At 54.5% G+C, this 16,037-nt stretch carries 14 protein-coding genes; 9 read left to right on the forward strand and 5 right to left on the reverse strand.

The window, feature by feature from the left end; translation table 11 throughout:
• Window positions 1-117 precede the first annotated feature (117 nt).
• The 3 genes from GQE98_RS15830 to GQE98_RS15840 all read left to right on the forward strand — a co-directional run bounded on the left by GQE98_RS15830 (window position 118) and on the right by GQE98_RS15840 (window position 2,983).
• A complete protein-coding gene (locus tag GQE98_RS15830; RefSeq protein WP_161316677.1) occupies window positions 118-1,521 on the forward strand; it encodes an aspartate aminotransferase family protein in 1,404 nt (467 codons plus the stop codon).
• Window positions 1,522-1,610: 89 nt separating this feature from the next.
• The gene (locus tag GQE98_RS15835; RefSeq protein WP_161316678.1) at window positions 1,611-2,459 is read left to right on the forward strand and encodes a DMT family transporter; all 849 of its coding nucleotides are present in this window, start codon (window positions 1,611-1,613) and stop codon (window positions 2,457-2,459) included.
• 113 nt (window positions 2,460-2,572) lie between these two features.
• Window positions 2,573-2,983: a BLUF domain-containing protein gene (locus GQE98_RS15840; protein WP_161316679.1), complete on the forward strand. Its 411-nt coding sequence runs from the start codon at window positions 2,573-2,575 to the stop codon at window positions 2,981-2,983.
• Window positions 2,984-3,006: 23 nt separating this feature from the next.
• On the opposite strand, the gene GQE98_RS15845 is transcribed toward GQE98_RS15840, so the two are convergent.
• The 4 genes from GQE98_RS15845 to GQE98_RS15860 all read right to left on the reverse strand — a co-directional run bounded on the left by GQE98_RS15845 (window position 3,007) and on the right by GQE98_RS15860 (window position 8,526).
• Window positions 3,007-3,441: an ester cyclase gene (locus GQE98_RS15845; RefSeq protein WP_161316680.1), complete on the reverse strand. Its 435-nt coding sequence runs from the start codon at window positions 3,439-3,441 to the stop codon at window positions 3,007-3,009.
• A gap of 12 nt (window positions 3,442-3,453) precedes the next feature.
• A complete protein-coding gene (locus GQE98_RS15850) occupies window positions 3,454-4,191 on the reverse strand; it encodes an SDR family NAD(P)-dependent oxidoreductase (RefSeq protein WP_161316681.1) in 738 nt (245 codons plus the stop codon).
• A 127-nt stretch (window positions 4,192-4,318) separates the two neighbouring features.
• Window positions 4,319-7,429, reverse strand: coding sequence for an efflux RND transporter permease subunit (locus GQE98_RS15855; RefSeq protein WP_161316682.1), 3,111 nt, complete (start codon window positions 7,427-7,429; stop codon window positions 4,319-4,321).
• Complete coding sequence (locus GQE98_RS15860) at window positions 7,429-8,526, reverse strand: efflux RND transporter periplasmic adaptor subunit (protein ID WP_161316683.1); 1,098 nt, start codon at window positions 8,524-8,526, stop codon at window positions 7,429-7,431. The genes GQE98_RS15855 and GQE98_RS15860 overlap by 1 nt, the downstream gene beginning before the upstream one ends.
• Before the next feature lie 121 nt (window positions 8,527-8,647).
• On the opposite strand from GQE98_RS15860, the gene GQE98_RS15865 reads away from it, so the two are divergent.
• From GQE98_RS15865 to rlmD, 6 genes are read left to right on the forward strand one after another with little or no spacing between them, the layout of a single operon-like run.
• Complete coding sequence (locus GQE98_RS15865; protein ID WP_161316684.1) at window positions 8,648-9,574, forward strand: histone deacetylase family protein; 927 nt, start codon at window positions 8,648-8,650, stop codon at window positions 9,572-9,574.
• Between the two features lie 31 nt (window positions 9,575-9,605).
• Window positions 9,606-9,863, forward strand: a complete 258-nt coding sequence (locus GQE98_RS15870) for an exodeoxyribonuclease VII small subunit (protein WP_161316685.1) — start codon at window positions 9,606-9,608, stop codon at window positions 9,861-9,863.
• A gap of 35 nt (window positions 9,864-9,898) precedes the next feature.
• Window positions 9,899-10,789, forward strand: a complete 891-nt coding sequence (locus GQE98_RS15875; RefSeq protein ID WP_161316686.1) for a polyprenyl synthetase family protein — start codon at window positions 9,899-9,901, stop codon at window positions 10,787-10,789.
• Between the two features lie 15 nt (window positions 10,790-10,804).
• The gene (dxs, locus tag GQE98_RS15880; RefSeq protein WP_161316687.1) at window positions 10,805-12,730 is read left to right on the forward strand and encodes a 1-deoxy-D-xylulose-5-phosphate synthase; all 1,926 of its coding nucleotides are present in this window, start codon (window positions 10,805-10,807) and stop codon (window positions 12,728-12,730) included.
• A gap of 9 nt (window positions 12,731-12,739) precedes the next feature.
• Complete coding sequence (locus GQE98_RS15885; RefSeq protein ID WP_161316688.1) at window positions 12,740-13,486, forward strand: TlyA family RNA methyltransferase; 747 nt, start codon at window positions 12,740-12,742, stop codon at window positions 13,484-13,486.
• Window positions 13,476-14,735 (forward strand): 23S rRNA (uracil(1939)-C(5))-methyltransferase RlmD, encoded by a 1,260-nt coding sequence (gene rlmD, locus GQE98_RS15890; RefSeq protein WP_161316689.1) that lies wholly within the window; start codon window positions 13,476-13,478, stop codon window positions 14,733-14,735. The genes GQE98_RS15885 and rlmD overlap by 11 nt, the downstream gene beginning before the upstream one ends.
• A 4-nt stretch (window positions 14,736-14,739) precedes the next feature.
• Here the strand turns inward: rlmD and GQE98_RS15895 are convergent, their stop codons facing one another.
• Complete coding sequence (locus tag GQE98_RS15895) at window positions 14,740-16,029, reverse strand: EAL domain-containing protein (RefSeq protein ID WP_161316690.1); 1,290 nt, start codon at window positions 16,027-16,029, stop codon at window positions 14,740-14,742.
• Window positions 16,030-16,037: the final 8 nt, after the last annotated feature.

Genomic DNA, 16,037 nt, shown 5'->3' on the forward strand with positions numbered 1-16,037 from the left:
CTATTTAGCCATGAACTGAGAGGTCAGACAAGATAGTTATAAACGGGCTTTGACAGCAGCTTGATTTTCGCTCTACTAATAAAGAAACGTTCCCAATTCTTAACCAAGGAATTTGCGATGACCAGCCCGAGCCTACTTCAGGGAAATTCCCTTGCCGCACGCGATGCAAAAAGCGTGATACATGCCTATACCAACCTTTCAACCCATCTGACCGAGGGTCCACTGATTATAGAGACCGGCAAGGGCATCAATGTCTTTGATGAAAATGGTAAGGAATATATCGAGGGGCTGGCCGGCCTGTGGTGCGCCTCCTTCGGCTTCGGCGAGGAGGAACTGATCGAGGCCGCAATTGACCAGATGCGCAAGCTGCCCTTCTACCATTCCTTCGCCAGCAAATCTACAGAACCGGGTATCCGTCTTGCAGAAAAGCTGCTCGAAATCGCCCCGGCGCCCTTCTCCAAGGTGTTCTTCGCCAATTCCGGATCGGAAGCAAACGATACGGTCGTCAAGCTGGTCTGGTATTACAACAACAGCCTTGGCCGGCCGGAGAAAAAGAAGATCATCTCCCGCCAGAAAGCCTATCACGGTGTCACGGTCGCCGCGGCGAGCCTCACCGGTCTGCCACCGCTGCATAATGACTTTGACCTGCCAATCCAGAATATCCTGCATACCTCCTGCCCGCATTACTACCGCTATAGCAAGGATGGCGAGACGGAGGAGGAGTTTGCCGCCCGTTGCGCCGATGATCTGGAGAAACTGATCCTGAAGGAAGGGCCGGACACAGTTGCCGCCTTTATCGCCGAGCCGATCATGGGCGCGGGTGGCGTGATCATCCCGCCCGCCACCTATTTCGAGAAGATACAAGCTGTTCTCCGGAAGTATGACGTCCTGATGATCGCCGATGAAGTGATCTGCGGCTTTGGCCGGACAGGACAGATGTGGGGATCGCAGACCTTTGATATCCAGCCGGATATCCTGTCCTGCGCAAAGGCCCTTTCCAGTGCTTACCTGCCAATCTCGGCAGTGATGGTGTCACAAGATATATTCGATGGAATGGTTAAACAGAGCGAGAAGCATGGCGCCTTTGCTCATGGCTTCACCTACTCCGGCCATCCGGTGCCGGCGGCCGTCGGCATGCGAACAATGGAGCTCATGGAGGAACGCAATATCCTTGGCCATGTGCGCCATGTTTCCAAACGCTTTAACGAACGGTTCAATGCTCTCGCCGATCATCCCCTTGTCGGCGAAGTCCGGACGATGGGATTGATTGGCGCGATCGAGCTGGTGGCCGACAAGAAAACAAAACGTTCCTTCGATCCTAAATTCAAGGCGGGGCCGAAAACGGCGCAGGCCATGCAAGACGCCGGCGTTATCAGCCGGGCGGTCGCCGGTGATAATCTCGCGCTCTGTCCGCCACTGATCATTACGGAAAGCGAGATCGACGAGATGTTTGATCGCTTTACCAAGGGTCTGGACGACGTCGCCGCGATGGCATTCAGGGAAAACTGGCGCGAAGACTAAGCAACCCATCAGCTGCCTGCGACTGCAGGAAACAAACAACCTTCCTGCAGTCGCAAGTCTGTTGATTTCCATCAACGACGGAGAGTGAGTTGGAGTTATCTGTATTTGGTATCGTCCTGATTGCGGCGTTATTTCATGCTGCCTGGAATACATTTGTTAAAAAAAATGAAGACCGTGTCCTGTTCATGGCGTTGTTGATGGCTTCAAGTGCGACCGGTGCGTTGGTTACCCTGCCATTTTTTGATTTCCCAGCGCCGGAAAGCTGGCCTTATCTTGCTCTGTCCGTCCTCATTCATATCGGTTATCTGGTGTTTTTCCTCTCCGCCTATAAATACGGGGATTTAAGCCATGTTTATCCGCTATCCAGAGGTTCCGCGCCTTTAATCGTGGCCCTCCTTTCAATCCTTTTGATCGGAGAACAACTCAGCCAGATTGCCTGGATCGCCATTGTCATCATGGCGATCGGGATAATGAGCCTGTCCATCACCCGCAATACCCAGAAACTTCGAAACCCAACCGCTGTATTTTTTGCAATCGGGACCGGGCTATTCATCGCGGGCTATACGGTAACAGACGGTGTGGGCGCGCGCCTTGCCGGAAGTGCCCATAGCTATGCTGCCTGGATGATGGCTCTGGATGGTTATCCCATACTGGCCTATCTCTTCGTGAAACGGGGATCGAAAATCTTCTCTCAGTCCCGCCCTCTCTTGAAAACGGCATTTCTCGGCGGAATGCTGAGTCTTGCGGCTTACTGGGCGGTAATCTGGGCGATGACAGTTGCCCCCATTGCCCTCGTCGCGGCGGTCCGGGAAACGAGTATCATTTTCGCGCTGCTGTTCGGTGTATTACTGCTGAAAGAAAGACTGAGCCTGATGCAGTATTTCGCGATTTTCACCACTATGCTTGGAACCGTGCTGCTGAAACTGAACAGATCCTGAAGCAGGCTATTCCGCTTGATTGTTGCTGCCCAAATCGCTTTGGATTAAACTAAACCGGATTGAAGGGACGACATTTTCCGTTATTTCAATCCGCCACGGGAGGGGCGTTTATCATGCACTATCTCGTATATGTCAGTTCGGCTCGACACCTCATGGATGAAGAGGAATTATTAGCAATCCTGGAGACGAGCCGTTCCAGCAACACCAATGATTATATCACCGGAATGCTGCTTTATAAGGATGGTAGCTTCATGCAGGTGCTGGAGGGGGAGGAAAGCACGATTGAGCGAACCTATGCCCGGATTGCGAAGGACCGGCGCCATGAAGGGCTTATCCTGCTCCGCAAGGGAAAAACGGAAAAGCGTTACTTTCCCGGCTGGTCCATGGGGTTTCGTTCTGTAAACGCCGAGGATTTGAAAAATATTCCAGGTTTCCAGAATATAAAAGACGGCCGCTTCACGGACCCAGCCATCGTTGACAACCCCCATATCGCGATGACCGCCTTGAAAGCCTTCAACGATTAACGCGGCCATCAGGCGCATGGTGATCAGACGAAATCGGACCTTGCCGAAGGCCCAAGTTGCCGCTTCACGGCATCGATATCGCCCAGCACCCAAAGTTCGGTAATCTGGCGGCCATCGCCCTTGAAGAAGGCCCCTCCTGCCCATTCAATCATCTTGCCTGTGCCGGGGACGCCATAGAACAGGCCCTTGTGGGTACCGGAAAATTTCATCCTTGCGGCAGCGCTGTCGCCTGTGTCCACCACTTCCACAATATCGCACCGAAAATCGGGAAGACCGACCCAGAGCTCCCGCATATACTGGATAAACCCCTCCGGCCCGGTCCGGACCGGACCCAGAGACCCGCGGAAATCAAAATCCTTGTGCAAAATCTCGCGGGCACAGGCCTCATCCTTCGCGTTCCACGCCTCATGATAGAACCGCTCAATCAGCCGCGTCAGATATTTATCGGAACCATTCACTTCACGATCCAACTACACATGCTGGCCGCCGTTGATATGGACTTCCGCGCCCGTCACATAGGACGATGGTGCATCGCAAAGAAAATAAATGGTGGACGCGACTTCCTCCGGTTTTCCCAGACGACGAAGAGGAATATCCTGAATCATGTCTTCCGTGCCGGGAGACAGGATCGACGTGTCAATCTCGCCGGGTGCGATGGCATTGACCCGCACACCATGGGGGCCAAAATCCGCCGCCATCTCCCGCGTGAGGGCGGAAAGTGCGGCCTTCGAAGTACCATAAGCTGAGCCCGCAAACGGATGCACCCGCCCCCCGGCAATTGAGGTGACATTGACGATTGCCCCCTTGGCCGCAACCAGTTCCGCGAACAATCCTTGTGCCAGCATCAACGGCGCAAAAAGATTGACATTATAGACATGCAGCCAGTCGGCATAACTGGAATTAAGGGTACTGAACCGCTCCCCGTCCGGGCCCTTGGGTGAAACGCCAGCGTTATTCACCAACGCATGCAGCGGAGCGCCTTCCAACTTCTCACGTATATGATCAATGGCCTTTGGCAGCTTTTCGATATCCGAAAGATCAATCTGCAGATGGTCCTTCTCGCCCCCCTCCCAGGGGCAATATTCGGAGAAAGCCTGCCGCGAGACTGTCAGCACCCGCCAGCCCGCCGCGCTAAACCGCTTGACCGTTGCATGCCCAATTCCCCGGCTTGCCCCCGTCAGCAAAAGAACCTTTCCTTTGTCCGGCATTTCCCCTGTTCCCTGTAAAAAAAGCTTTTCATTTCAAAGCAGCGCCTATCATAGCCCCGCCAACCCTATGATGGAACAGTGATTGCTGTCAGCCCTAAAAAAGAATTTTCCGCCCCGTTTTCGGGCCCTATTCATGTACTTTCACATGCGTGTTCTCGAGTTCATTCAGTTTCGCCGCGAGATAACCGGAGGGGCGGCTAAACCGAGCCAGCAGGATATAAACGACCGGCACCACGAACAGTGATAGAATGGTCGAGAAAATCATGCCGCCGATTATCACGATCCCGATAGCCTCGCGGCTTTCCGCACCGGCGCCCGTCGCAATGGCCAGCGGTACGGCGCCCAGCGCGGTTGAGATCGTCGTCATCAAAATTGGGCGAAGACGGATAATCGCCGCGTCCTGAATAGCGGTGAGGATATCGGCGCCTTCATCCCGTAGCTGGTTCGCAAATTCCACGATCAGAATGGCATTCTTCGCCGTCAGCCCGATCAGCATGATCATCCCGATCTGGCTGTAGATATTGAGCGTCAGCCCGGCCAGCAGGATGGAGCCCAGTGCCCCGGTAATGGCCAGCGGCACCGTCGTCATGATGATCATCGGATGGATGAAACTTTCAAACTGTGCCGCAAGGGCGAGAAATACCACTAACAGCGCGGTAACAAATGTGAAGATAAGCGCCTGATTGGAATCCTTGTAGGACCGGCTGAGGCCGCCATAGGAGATTTTTGCCTCGTCTCCCGCTTCCTCCGCAATAATCGTCTCAAGATAATTAAGCGCCTCTTCCAGGGTATAGTCAGGCCCGAGCGACGCGGAAATCTCAACCGAGCGCAATCGATCTGTACGGTTAAGTTCGCCGGGTCCAGCCTCTTCCCTCAAGGTCACGAAACCCGAAATCGGAATGAGCTGGTTGGCGATTTCAGAGCGCACATAAACATTCGACAGGTCGTCACGGCTGCTGCGATCCTCTTTTCGGGCCTGTACGATCACCTCATACTGCTTGCCACCCTGATCATAGGTAGTGACATTACGCGCGCCCATCAAAGTTTCCAGTGTCCGGCCAATGGTTTCAATCGTGACGCCAAGATTGGACGCACGAGCCCGGTCGATATCCACATGGATCTGCGGCTGGGTTTCCTGAAAATCCTTGTCAACGTTAAGCAATTGCGGATTTTCCTGTGCCCGCGCAATGACCCGGTCGACCCATTCATTGATCACGTCATAGGACGGGCCGCCCACAATAACCCGGACCGGTGCGGAAAATCCACGCTGGCCGAGGCTGGCAGGATTTATCGCGAAAACCCGGGCGCCTGGGATGGCGATCAGCTTGGGAAACACCTCATCGACAATTTCCTGCTGTGAGCGTGTCCGCTCCTCCCACGGAACAAGACCGACCAGCATGAAAGCTTCATTCACTGGTCCCGGCTGACGGAAAGTACCGAGAAAAGCAAAGATCCGCGACGCCTCCCCGCTTTCTTCAAGGGGTTTCAGAACCTTCTCAACCTTGTCGACATTATTGCGCGTATAATCCAAGGTCGCCCCTTCAGGGCCTTTTACCGGCATGTAAAAGACGCCACGGTCCTCCGTTGGCGCAAACTCCTTGGGGATAATCTCATAAAAATTAAACGCCAGCGCCGAGAAGCCGATGGCAATCGCCACGACCACCAAGGGGATCTTCAGCGTCCATTTCAGCGCGCGCCCGTAAAGGGAGGCAAGCCCGGTAAACAGCCGTTCGGTTGATCTATAGAACCAACCTTCCTTGTTCGCCTCGACCAGTAGCTTCGAGCAGAGCATCGGCGTCAATGTCAGCGCAACAAAGGAGGAGAACATCACGGCCGCGGCAACAGCAACGCCAAACTCCCGGAACAGACGACCCGTCGTGCCTTCCAGAAATGAAATCGGGATAAAGACGGCGATCAGCACAATCGTCGTCGCCACAACTGCGAAACCAACCTGCTTGGCCCCCCGGCTCGCGGCGAGAAGCGGCGGCTCCCCCTCCTCTATTCGCCGGTGGATATTCTCCAGCACGACAATCGCGTCATCCACGACAAGACCGATTGCCAGCACCAGCGCCAGCAAAGTCAGTACGTTCACGGAATAGTCAAGCGCCCCAAGGATCGTAAGCGTTGAGATGATCGACACCGGTATGGCGACGGCGGGAATGAATGTCGCTGCAATGGAGCGCAGAAAGAAGAAAATAACCAGAATAACCAGCACCATGGCAATGCCGAGGGCAAAGAACACCTCCTTGATTGACTGGCTAATAAAGACCGACTGGTCATAGGAAACTCGTATGTTAAGTCCGGGCGGAAGATTGGTCTTAAGCCGCTCGACAATCTCCTTGGCGCCATTAGCAACTTCCAGCACATTGGCACCGGATTGCCGGACGATACCGAGGCCGATGGCCGTCTGTCCATTGACGCGGAGACTGGTACGGTCATTTTCGGGTGCTATTTCAACTTCGGCCACATCCCCGAGCCGGATCCGGCCATCAATATAATCGTAAACGATAATTTGGCGGAAATCCTCAGCCGTCTTCAGGTCGGATTGAGTCTTGATACTGAATTCACGCATGTTCGATTCGATCCGGCCGGATGGAATCTGGACATTCTGCTCGCGGATGGCATACTCGATATCGGAAATGGTTATGCCCCGCGCGGCCATGGCTGGCGTATTAAGCCAGATCCGCATGGCATAACGACGAGCGCCCCCGATACGCACTTGCGCCACACCATCCACAGTTGACAGCGGGTCGACAAGGTTCCGCTCTGCATAGTCGGTCAATTCCAGCTGGTTGTATAGATCGCTGGTCAACGACAACCAGAGGATCGGCCGCGCGTCACTTTCAGATTTGGAGATTCGGGGCGAATCCGCCTCCTCAGGGAGCTGGTTGACAACGCGGGATACACGGTCCCGCACATCATTTGTCGCTGACTCAATATCCCGGCTCAGCGAGAACTCCACGTTGACTGTCGAAAACTCCTCGCGACTGGTTGAGGAAATCCGCTCCACGCCGCTGATACCGGCGACCGCATCCTCGATAACCTGGGTGATCTGGCTTTCTATGATCTCCGCGGATGCCCCGCGGTAAGCCGTCTGAATTGACACATTCGGCTTGTCGATATCCGGATATTCCCGCACGCTCAGGGACTGATAGGAAAACAAACCGAAGAGGACCAGCACCGCCGAAAAAACGATCGCTAGAACCGGACGCTTGATGGCGAGATCAGGTAACCGCATTACGAGGCCTCAGAAGTTTTAATTGAAGCACTGGTTTGAACCGGCGCACCATCCTTAACTTTCTGGAGCCCCTCAACAATAACCTCGTTTCCTTCATCCAGGCCATTAAGAATTTCGGCAAACCCTCTGATGCGCCGACCAATTTCAACAGGAGTCCGCACCGCCTTTCCATCAACTACCCGATACACAATCGGACCGGAAATGGTCAGTGTAATAGCTTCTTCGGAAACCACCAGCGCATCCTCATCGACGCTGACCTGCAGCTCAACCGAGAGAAACATGCCCGGTTTGAGCAAACCTTTGTCATTAGGAACAGCACCGCGCACACGAACGGTGCGTGTGGATTCATTCACCCGGGTAGAAATTGTATTGACCACGCCTTCAAAGACCCGATCGCGATAGGCGACATTTTTCGCCGAGAACTTCTGCCCCGGGCTGGCATCGGCAATATAACTCTCCGGCAAGTCGAAATCGACCTTAATTGTATCCATATCGTCGAGCGTCGTAATAACGTCCCCGGGCTGCACAAGAGAGCCGACACTCACTTCACGAAATCCCAGAACGCCGGAAAAGGGTGCGACGATCCGGTAATCACTGATCCGCGCCTTATTCGCCGAGACTGCGGCCTCCGACGCCTGCAATTCGGAAAGAAGCAAATCAACCTGGGCCTTCGCTACATTGCGTGTGGCGTAAAGCTTAAGCGCGCGATCATAAAGCTTCTGCGCGTTATCTCGTGCGGCTTCCGATTCGGTCAAATTGGCCCGAAGTTCCGTATCGTCAAGTTGCACTAACAGCTTGCCGACCTTAACTTTCTGCCCTTCGCCAAAATCCAGATTGCTGATTTTACCGGAAACCTTCGACGTAATCACGACAGATTCATTAGCCTTCGCCGTGCCAATCGCCGTAATGGTGCGGGGTAAAGCCATGTTCATAACGGCAGAAACAATAACATTCTGCGGCGGCCGCTGGGGCTTCTTGGTGTCCTGCGCTTCCCCGTTACCGCCTCCGATAAAGGGAAGCTGGTCCTGATAGTGCCAGACACCATAGCTCAACGCGGCAATTACCACTATGATGGCCAATTGTGCTGTTTTATTCATTTGATTTACATTTCGTTCTGCAACTACTTTAACAGGATTGAGGATGGATCGCTTGAAAAGCAACAAAAAAATTAGCACATACTAAAAATTGAACAAACTGGAAAACTTGGATTGACCGCGTATGACAACCTATCTTTTTACCCATCGTGATTGTCTTTTTCATGATACCGGTACCGGGCACCCGGAGCGTGCCGATCGTTTACGCGCTGTACTCCACAAGCTTGATCTCGAAAACTTCCCAATGCTGGAACGGCGGGACGCTCCCCTCGCCTCGCAAGAACAACTTGCGCTTGCGCATGACAAAGCCCATTTGGATTATCTGGTAACGCGGGCGCCCTCGGTCGGTATAATCGAACTTGACCCCGACACGAAGATGTCACCGGGATCCCAGACAGCGGCCCAGTACGCAGCCGGTGCCGTCATCGCTGCTATTGATGTGGTGATGGACGAGGCAAAAACCAACGCCTTTTGCGCTATCCGTCCGCCGGGTCATCACGCCGAAGCAGATCATGCCATGGGGTTCTGCCTCTATAACAATGTTGCCATCGGCGCCTATTACGCCCGAAAGAAGTATAACCTGGAACGCATTGCAGTTGTCGATTTTGACGTCCATCACGGAAACGGGACACAGGCAATATTCGAGCGGGATCCGGGCATGTTCTATGCCTCAACCCATCAGGCGCACTTTTATCCCGGTACAGGCGATGCCAGCGAAACGGGCGTCGGTAATATCGTGAATGTTCCCCTCGTGGCCGGATCGGGTTCGCGCGCCTTTCGGGAGGCTTACGACAATGTTATACTCCCCGCCTTGGAAGCCTTCCGGCCGGAATTAATTATTATTTCTGCCGGGTTTGATGGCCATGAAAAAGACCCTCTCGCCAACCTCAATCTAACCGCTGCAGATTTTGGATGGATAACGAAGAAACTGGTGGCAATTGCCGACAGTCAGTCAGGCGGACGCATTGTCTCCGCCCTCGAAGGCGGCTATGACCTCGAAGGTTTGGCTGAAGGGGTCGATGCCCATGTGAAAGCATTGCTCCGGACATAAGAGAAGGGTATAAGACGGCAAAGGAGAAACCATGTCTGATCCGAATAGCCAAGAAATCCCTGCAGATATCGCCAAGATGAGCTTCGAAGAGGCTTTGCAGGAGCTGGAAAAAATTGTCGAAAAACTCGATTCCGGCCAAGTCGATCTTGATCAGTCGATCGATATCTATACACGCGGTTCCCTGTTGAAGCAGCATTGCGATGCCAAGCTCAGGAATGCGCAAGAACGGGTCGACAAGATCGTCGGCAAGAACGGCAACCTATCGGTCGAACCGGCAAATGTCGAATAGACATTTACGTATACGTAACGGGTTGAGACATTCAGATGGAAGATGATTTCGGCAAGGCCCTCCGTCAGACTGCGGAATTGATGGACCGGGAGCTTCGCGAGTTCCTGCCTGACAATAACGGACTTGAAAAGCAACTCTATAACGCGATGCGCTATTCGGTTCTCTCCGGTGGCAAGCGATTGCGCGCGTTTCTTGTGATCCAGGCTGCGGATCTTTTTGGGGTGCCGCGCCTGCATTCGACGCGGGTCGCCTCGGCGCTTGAGATTATCCACAGCTATTCCCTTATCCATGATGATCTCCCTTGCATGGACGATGATGATTTGCGCCGGGGAATACCGACGGTGCATAAGGAATTTGATGAGGCAACCGCCGTGCTTGCGGGGGATGCCCTGCAATCCCTTGCTTTCGAGATTATCGGCGATGCAAAAACCCATTCTTCGGCCGAGGTGCGCGTTCAGCTTGTCTCAAAGCTTGCCTATGCCATCGGCGTTCGCGGCATGGTCGGCGGGCAGACGATGGATATATATGCTGAAGGGGATGATATCGATATTGTTACCATTACCCGGCTGCAACAGTTAAAAACCGGCGCACTCATCACCTTCGCCTGCGAGGCGGGTGCGATCCTCGGGCATGCATCTCCGCCACAGCAGCAAGCCCTTAAAGCCTATGCACATGATTTAGGGCTGGCCTTTCAGATCGCCGATGACATATTGGATACCGAAGGCAGCGCGGAAGAATTGGGCAAGGCGACCGGTAAGGATGACGCCGCAGGCAAGGCCACCTTTGTCTCGCTCATGGGCCTTGATGAAGCCAAGATCCATGCCCGTATGCTGGTTGATCAGGCAATTGAGCATCTGGAGCCTTTCGGACCGAAGGCTGATCTGTTAAGACATGCGGCGCGCTTCGCGATTGAGCGCCGTAACTGAAGACGGGTGAATATATTGACGACAAGACCGGAAACACCATTACTGGACACCATCGAGTATCCTCGGGATATGCGGGATTTGACCCTGCCGGAACTGGAGCAACTGGCCGATGAGCTGCGCCAGGAAACAGTCAGCGCCGTTTCCGTAACCGGCGGCCATCTGGGGGCAGGTCTCGGTGTTGTCGAACTGACGGTGGCGCTTCATCATGTCTTCAACACCCCGACGGACCGCCTGATCTGGGATGTTGGCCATCAATGCTATCCGCACAAGATCCTGACTGGGCGACGCGATCGTATCCGCACCCTGCGCCAGCCGGAAGGCCTTTCCGGCTTCACCAAACGGGCGGAAAGCGAATATGATCCTTTCGGTGCCGCCCATTCCTCAACATCAATTTCCGCCGGACTCGGCATGGCTGTCGGACGCGATCTCCAGGGGCGGCATAACAATGTTATCTCCGTGATCGGCGATGGCGCCTTGAGCGCCGGCATGGCCTATGAGGCGATGAACAACGCTGGCGCCATGGACGCACGGCAGATCGTTATCCTCAATGATAATGACATGTCCATTGCCCCACCGGTCGGTGCGATGAGTGCCTATCTCTCCCGGCTGCTGTCGGGCAAGCCATACCGCAACTTGCGCGAACTTGCGAAACAGGTTGCCTCCCTCCTCCCCGACCCGCTGGAGCGGACGGCGCGACGCGCAGAGGAATTCGCGCGGGGTATGGTCACCGGAGGCACATTGTTCGAGGAACTCGGCTTTTATTATGTCGGGCCGATTGACGGGCATAATCTCGAACATCTGATCCCGGTCCTGAAAAACGCGCGGGAATCAAAATACGGGCCAATCCTGATTCATTGCGTGACACAAAAGGGCAAGGGTTATCCCCCCGCCGAGGCCGCGCCGGACAAATATCATGGCGTGTCAAAATTCGATGTCGTCACCGGCGCGCAAGCAAAAGCAAAACCGAACGCGCCCTCCTACACCAAGGTCTTCGCCCAAAGCCTGATCGAGGAGGCAAAACAGGATGACAAAATCGTCGCGGTGACCGCCGCAATGCCGGACGGCACGGGCCTTGACCAGTTTGCCAAGGAATTTGCAGGTCGTTGCTTCGATGTGGGCATCGCCGAGCAACATGCGGTGACCTTCGCCGCCGGAATGGCAACGGAGGGACTAAAACCTTTCGTGGCGATTTACTCAACCTTCCTCCAACGCGCCTATGACCAGGTCGTGCATGATGTCTCGATCCAGAACCTGCCGGTTCGGTTCGCCATGGACAGAGCCGGGCTCGTTGGTGCGGATGGCGCGACCCATGCGGGCTCCTTCGATATTACCTATCTCGCCACTCTGCCCAACATGATGGTCATGGCCCCGGCGGACGAGGCGGAGCTGAAACATATGGTGGCGACCGCCGCCGCCTATGATGACGGTCCCTGTGCTTTCCGATATCCGCGCGGTGAAGGTGTCGGTGTGGAAATGCCGGAAAAAGGTGAAGTTCTTGAAATCGGCAAGGGCCGGATGATCAAGCAAGGCGATAAGGTCGCCATCCTTTCCTTCGGCACACGCCTGAAAGAGGCAGTAATCGCAGCAGAAGAGTTGGACGCCAAGGGAATTTCCACGTCGGTCGCCGATGCGCGTTTCTGCAAACCGCTGGATGAAGAAATGATCCGCGACCTTGCCAACCGCCATGAAGTTCTGATTACCGTGGAAGAAGGCTCGATCGGCGGTTTCGGCAGCCATGTGATGCAGTTCCTCGCCATGAACGGCCTTCTTGATGACGGGCTGAAGGTCCGGCCGCTGTGCATGAAAGACGCTTACATAGATCAGAAAAAAATTGAAGATATGTATGAAGAGGCGGGGATTAACCACGGGCAAATTGTCGACGCGGCCCTTTCCGCGCTGGGCGCCCCCAAGGCGAAGCGGCATATTATCTCCGCCCTTTAGGCCGGAATAATGACAGAATCCCGACAAAGACTTGATCTCGCGCTGGTCGCCCGCGATTTGGTGAAAAGCCGTGCAAAAGCGCAGAGCCTGATTGCGGAGGGGCGTGTCTCCGTCGATGGCACCGTCACCACAAAGCCAACCCGGAAGGTCACTGCCGATATGGAACTCACTGTTGCGATACCGGACACCGACTGGGTCGGGCGCGGCGCGCATAAGCTCCTTCATGCACTCGACCATTTTGCAATTGACCCAAAAGGCAGAATTGCCGCCGATATCGGCGCTTCAACGGGTGGCTTTTGCCAGGTATTGCTGGAACGCGGCGCCACACGTCTCTATGCCGTCGATGTGGGTCATGGTCAGCTTGACCCCCTAATTGCCGGGGATGATCGTGTTATCAACCTTGAAAAGACGAATTCCCGCGATCTGGATACGGACCTGATCCCCGACCCGCTCGATCTCATCGTCGCGGATGTAAGCTTTATCTCGCTTCAAAAAGCGCTGCCCGCTGCGCTTGCCCTTGCGGCCCCCGGGGCGTATCTCCTCGCGCTGGTGAAGCCACAGTTTGAGGTGGGCAAGGGCAATGTCGGTAAGGGTGGCATCGTTCGGGACGAAGCGTTAGTCGCGGCCGTTCCGGTTAAAATCGAAAACTGGATCAACTCCCTGCCCGGCTGGACAGCTCTTGGCACGATAGACAGTCCTATTTTTGGCAGCGACGGCAACAAGGAATTTTTACTGGGAGCGCGCCATGACAGTTGATTTAACAATCGATCACATCGGATCGTCTGGGGACGGCATCGCGGAAAAAGACGGGAAGCGCTATTATATCCCCTTCACCGTCCCGGGAGATCGCGTAAAAGCATCCCTCGTGGAAGAGCACGGGAATGGTTTCCTCATGGCTGTTGAGGAGATTATGACCCCCGGCCCCGACCGCACCGCCCCCGCCTGCCGACATTTCGGGACTTGCGGCGGGTGTAGTTTACAACATCTCGATCCTACGACCACCGCAGCCTGGAAACGCCAGCGTATTGTGGACTGCCTGTCGATGGCGGGAATTGAGAAGGCGGAGGTTCTGAAGACGATATCCTGCCCCCCCGGAAGCCGACGGCGCGTTGAGTTTATCGCATCAAAGCGCAAGAAAGGCGTGATGATCGGCTTTCACCAGCGCCGCAGTCACCAGATATTCGACGTTGGCGACTGTCCCGTGATTGATCCGCAGTTGCTTGGCCTGGTGAAACCTCTTCGGGCCCTGCTACCATCCCTTCTACCTCGCAACAGCGAAGCCAGGATCCTGGCGACGGTCACGGAAAATGGGCCGGATATCCTGATCACGGCGAAGAAGGAGCTTGATCTCGAGGTCCGCGAAACTCTGGCAAACTTCGCTACAGAGCAAGCCCTCGCCCGGATCGCCTGGCGACAAAATGCCAAAGAGACGCCAGAAGTTATCGCCGCTCGTTTACTGGCTGAGGTTAAGCTTAATAATGTCCCCGTCACCCTGCCGCCCGGAAGTTTTCTGCAGGCAAGCAAGGCAGGAGAGACCGCGTTGGCGGATTTTGCCCGAAGCGCTCTTGGCGATGCCCGAAATATCGCCGATCTCTTTGCCGGGGTCGGCAGCTTCACCTTTCCACTTGCGGCCAATGCGCCTGTGCATGCGGTTGAAGGGGATGCGGAATTGGTAAACGGCCTGCAAAATGCAGCGAACCGCGCTATCCTTCCTGTTACCTCCGAAACGCGGGATCTTTTTCAACGCCCGCTGTTGACGGCAGAGCTGAACAGCTATGACGGCCTCCTTTTCGATCCGCCGCGCGCCGGCGCCAAGGCACAGGCTGAGGAAATTGCTAAATCCAATATTCCGGTTGTTGTGGCAATCTCCTGCAACCCGGTCACCTTCGCGCGGGATGTCAGAATATTGACAGATGGGGGATACCGATTAGACGAGGTTTTGCCTGTGGATCAGTTTCTTTTCTCGCCACATATCGAGATGGCGGCAGTACTCAGGCAGAATTGACGGGTTATTTCGGCAGGGAAAAAGGCTTGGCGGGAGCGGCCTGAACGGCACCGAAAATCGGCCCGCTTACGTAGTCGATCTTCATTTTGAATGCTGCCCGCGCCAATGTATCATTATCGACAGACCGCCAGATGCATTTTCTGCCATTTTTCTTGACCCGATTGAACAGCGCTTCAACCTCCCTGAGATGCAGGTTCTCATGCCCGGCGAGCACGATCGCCAGAATGGGAAGATCACGAATGGCCGCAAAGTCCGACCAATGCGGCCCAACCTCGAAAGTGAAGCCCAGAACCAGGCGGCGCATTGCTGTGAATATCTGTCGATAGCGACTGTTTGGAACCCCAGTGGTGACCTCCTGAACATTAAGGATCAGACGACGCTCGGTATATTTCGGCAGGGCCGCGAGTTGGCGAGCATACTTGCTTCTGAAATAGCTGTTCGCCAGTGTCTCGAAATGAACAGAAAGTAAAATTGCTGGCTTATTCCCCGTATCACCCAGATTTTCAATAAGTTTGCCAGCTTCACGCAAAATCACGCAATCCATCTCGGCGCGAAGACGGGGCGAGCCGTTGAAAAGCGGATCATCGGCATCAATGTCAGCCTGAGCACCATTTGCCTCGGATATGCTCACGGCCTCATAAATGCCAACAAAGCCCTTCTGACGGTTAATCATCGGGCGAAAGCGAACGCTTAGCTCGGTTTCTCGCTCCTTGAAATCGCGACTTTCACGCGTCTGCGCCTTGACGATAGCCTCACGAAAACATTTAACCAATCCTTCAAGAGACCGGATTTTGCCTAAACCGTCAAAATCCTCAACCTTCAGCATGGCAGCTTCGACGGAAATCAGCTCCCCGCCCGGCAATTCACCGAACAGCTTGTTGACGAGATCCTTGGAAATTATTTTGGACCGTTCCAACGCCTCCTGTCGCGATGCGTCGGCAAACAACAGGGCAAATTGCCCCTCATCAAGGGGAACGAAAATATCGTGGCGATCAAGCTTGCGGCTGATATACGCCTCGGTGATCTGCATGACGTTTTTCTTGATGTTGCCCCATTGCTCGGCATACTGCGCTTTGACTTCATCAAGGCCAATAATTTGAATGCTGCCGGTAACCAGATTTTCCAGGGCTTCTTGATAAGTACTCCCAAACGGCTTGAGGAAGCTTGTCGCCTCCCCAATTTCATAATGTTTTACTTCTCCAGCGGCAGAATTCGGCTTTTTAATCTCCACCGTTCTTCCCTGGTTAAAGTAGTCGGATTTTTTGTCCGACTGATGCCCGTTCTGAATTCGCATCACAACTC

Origin of the sequence: Sneathiella litorea (genome assembly GCF_009882915.1) — a bacterium.
GTDB classification, from domain to species: Bacteria; Pseudomonadota; Alphaproteobacteria; order Sneathiellales; family Sneathiellaceae; genus Sneathiella; species Sneathiella litorea.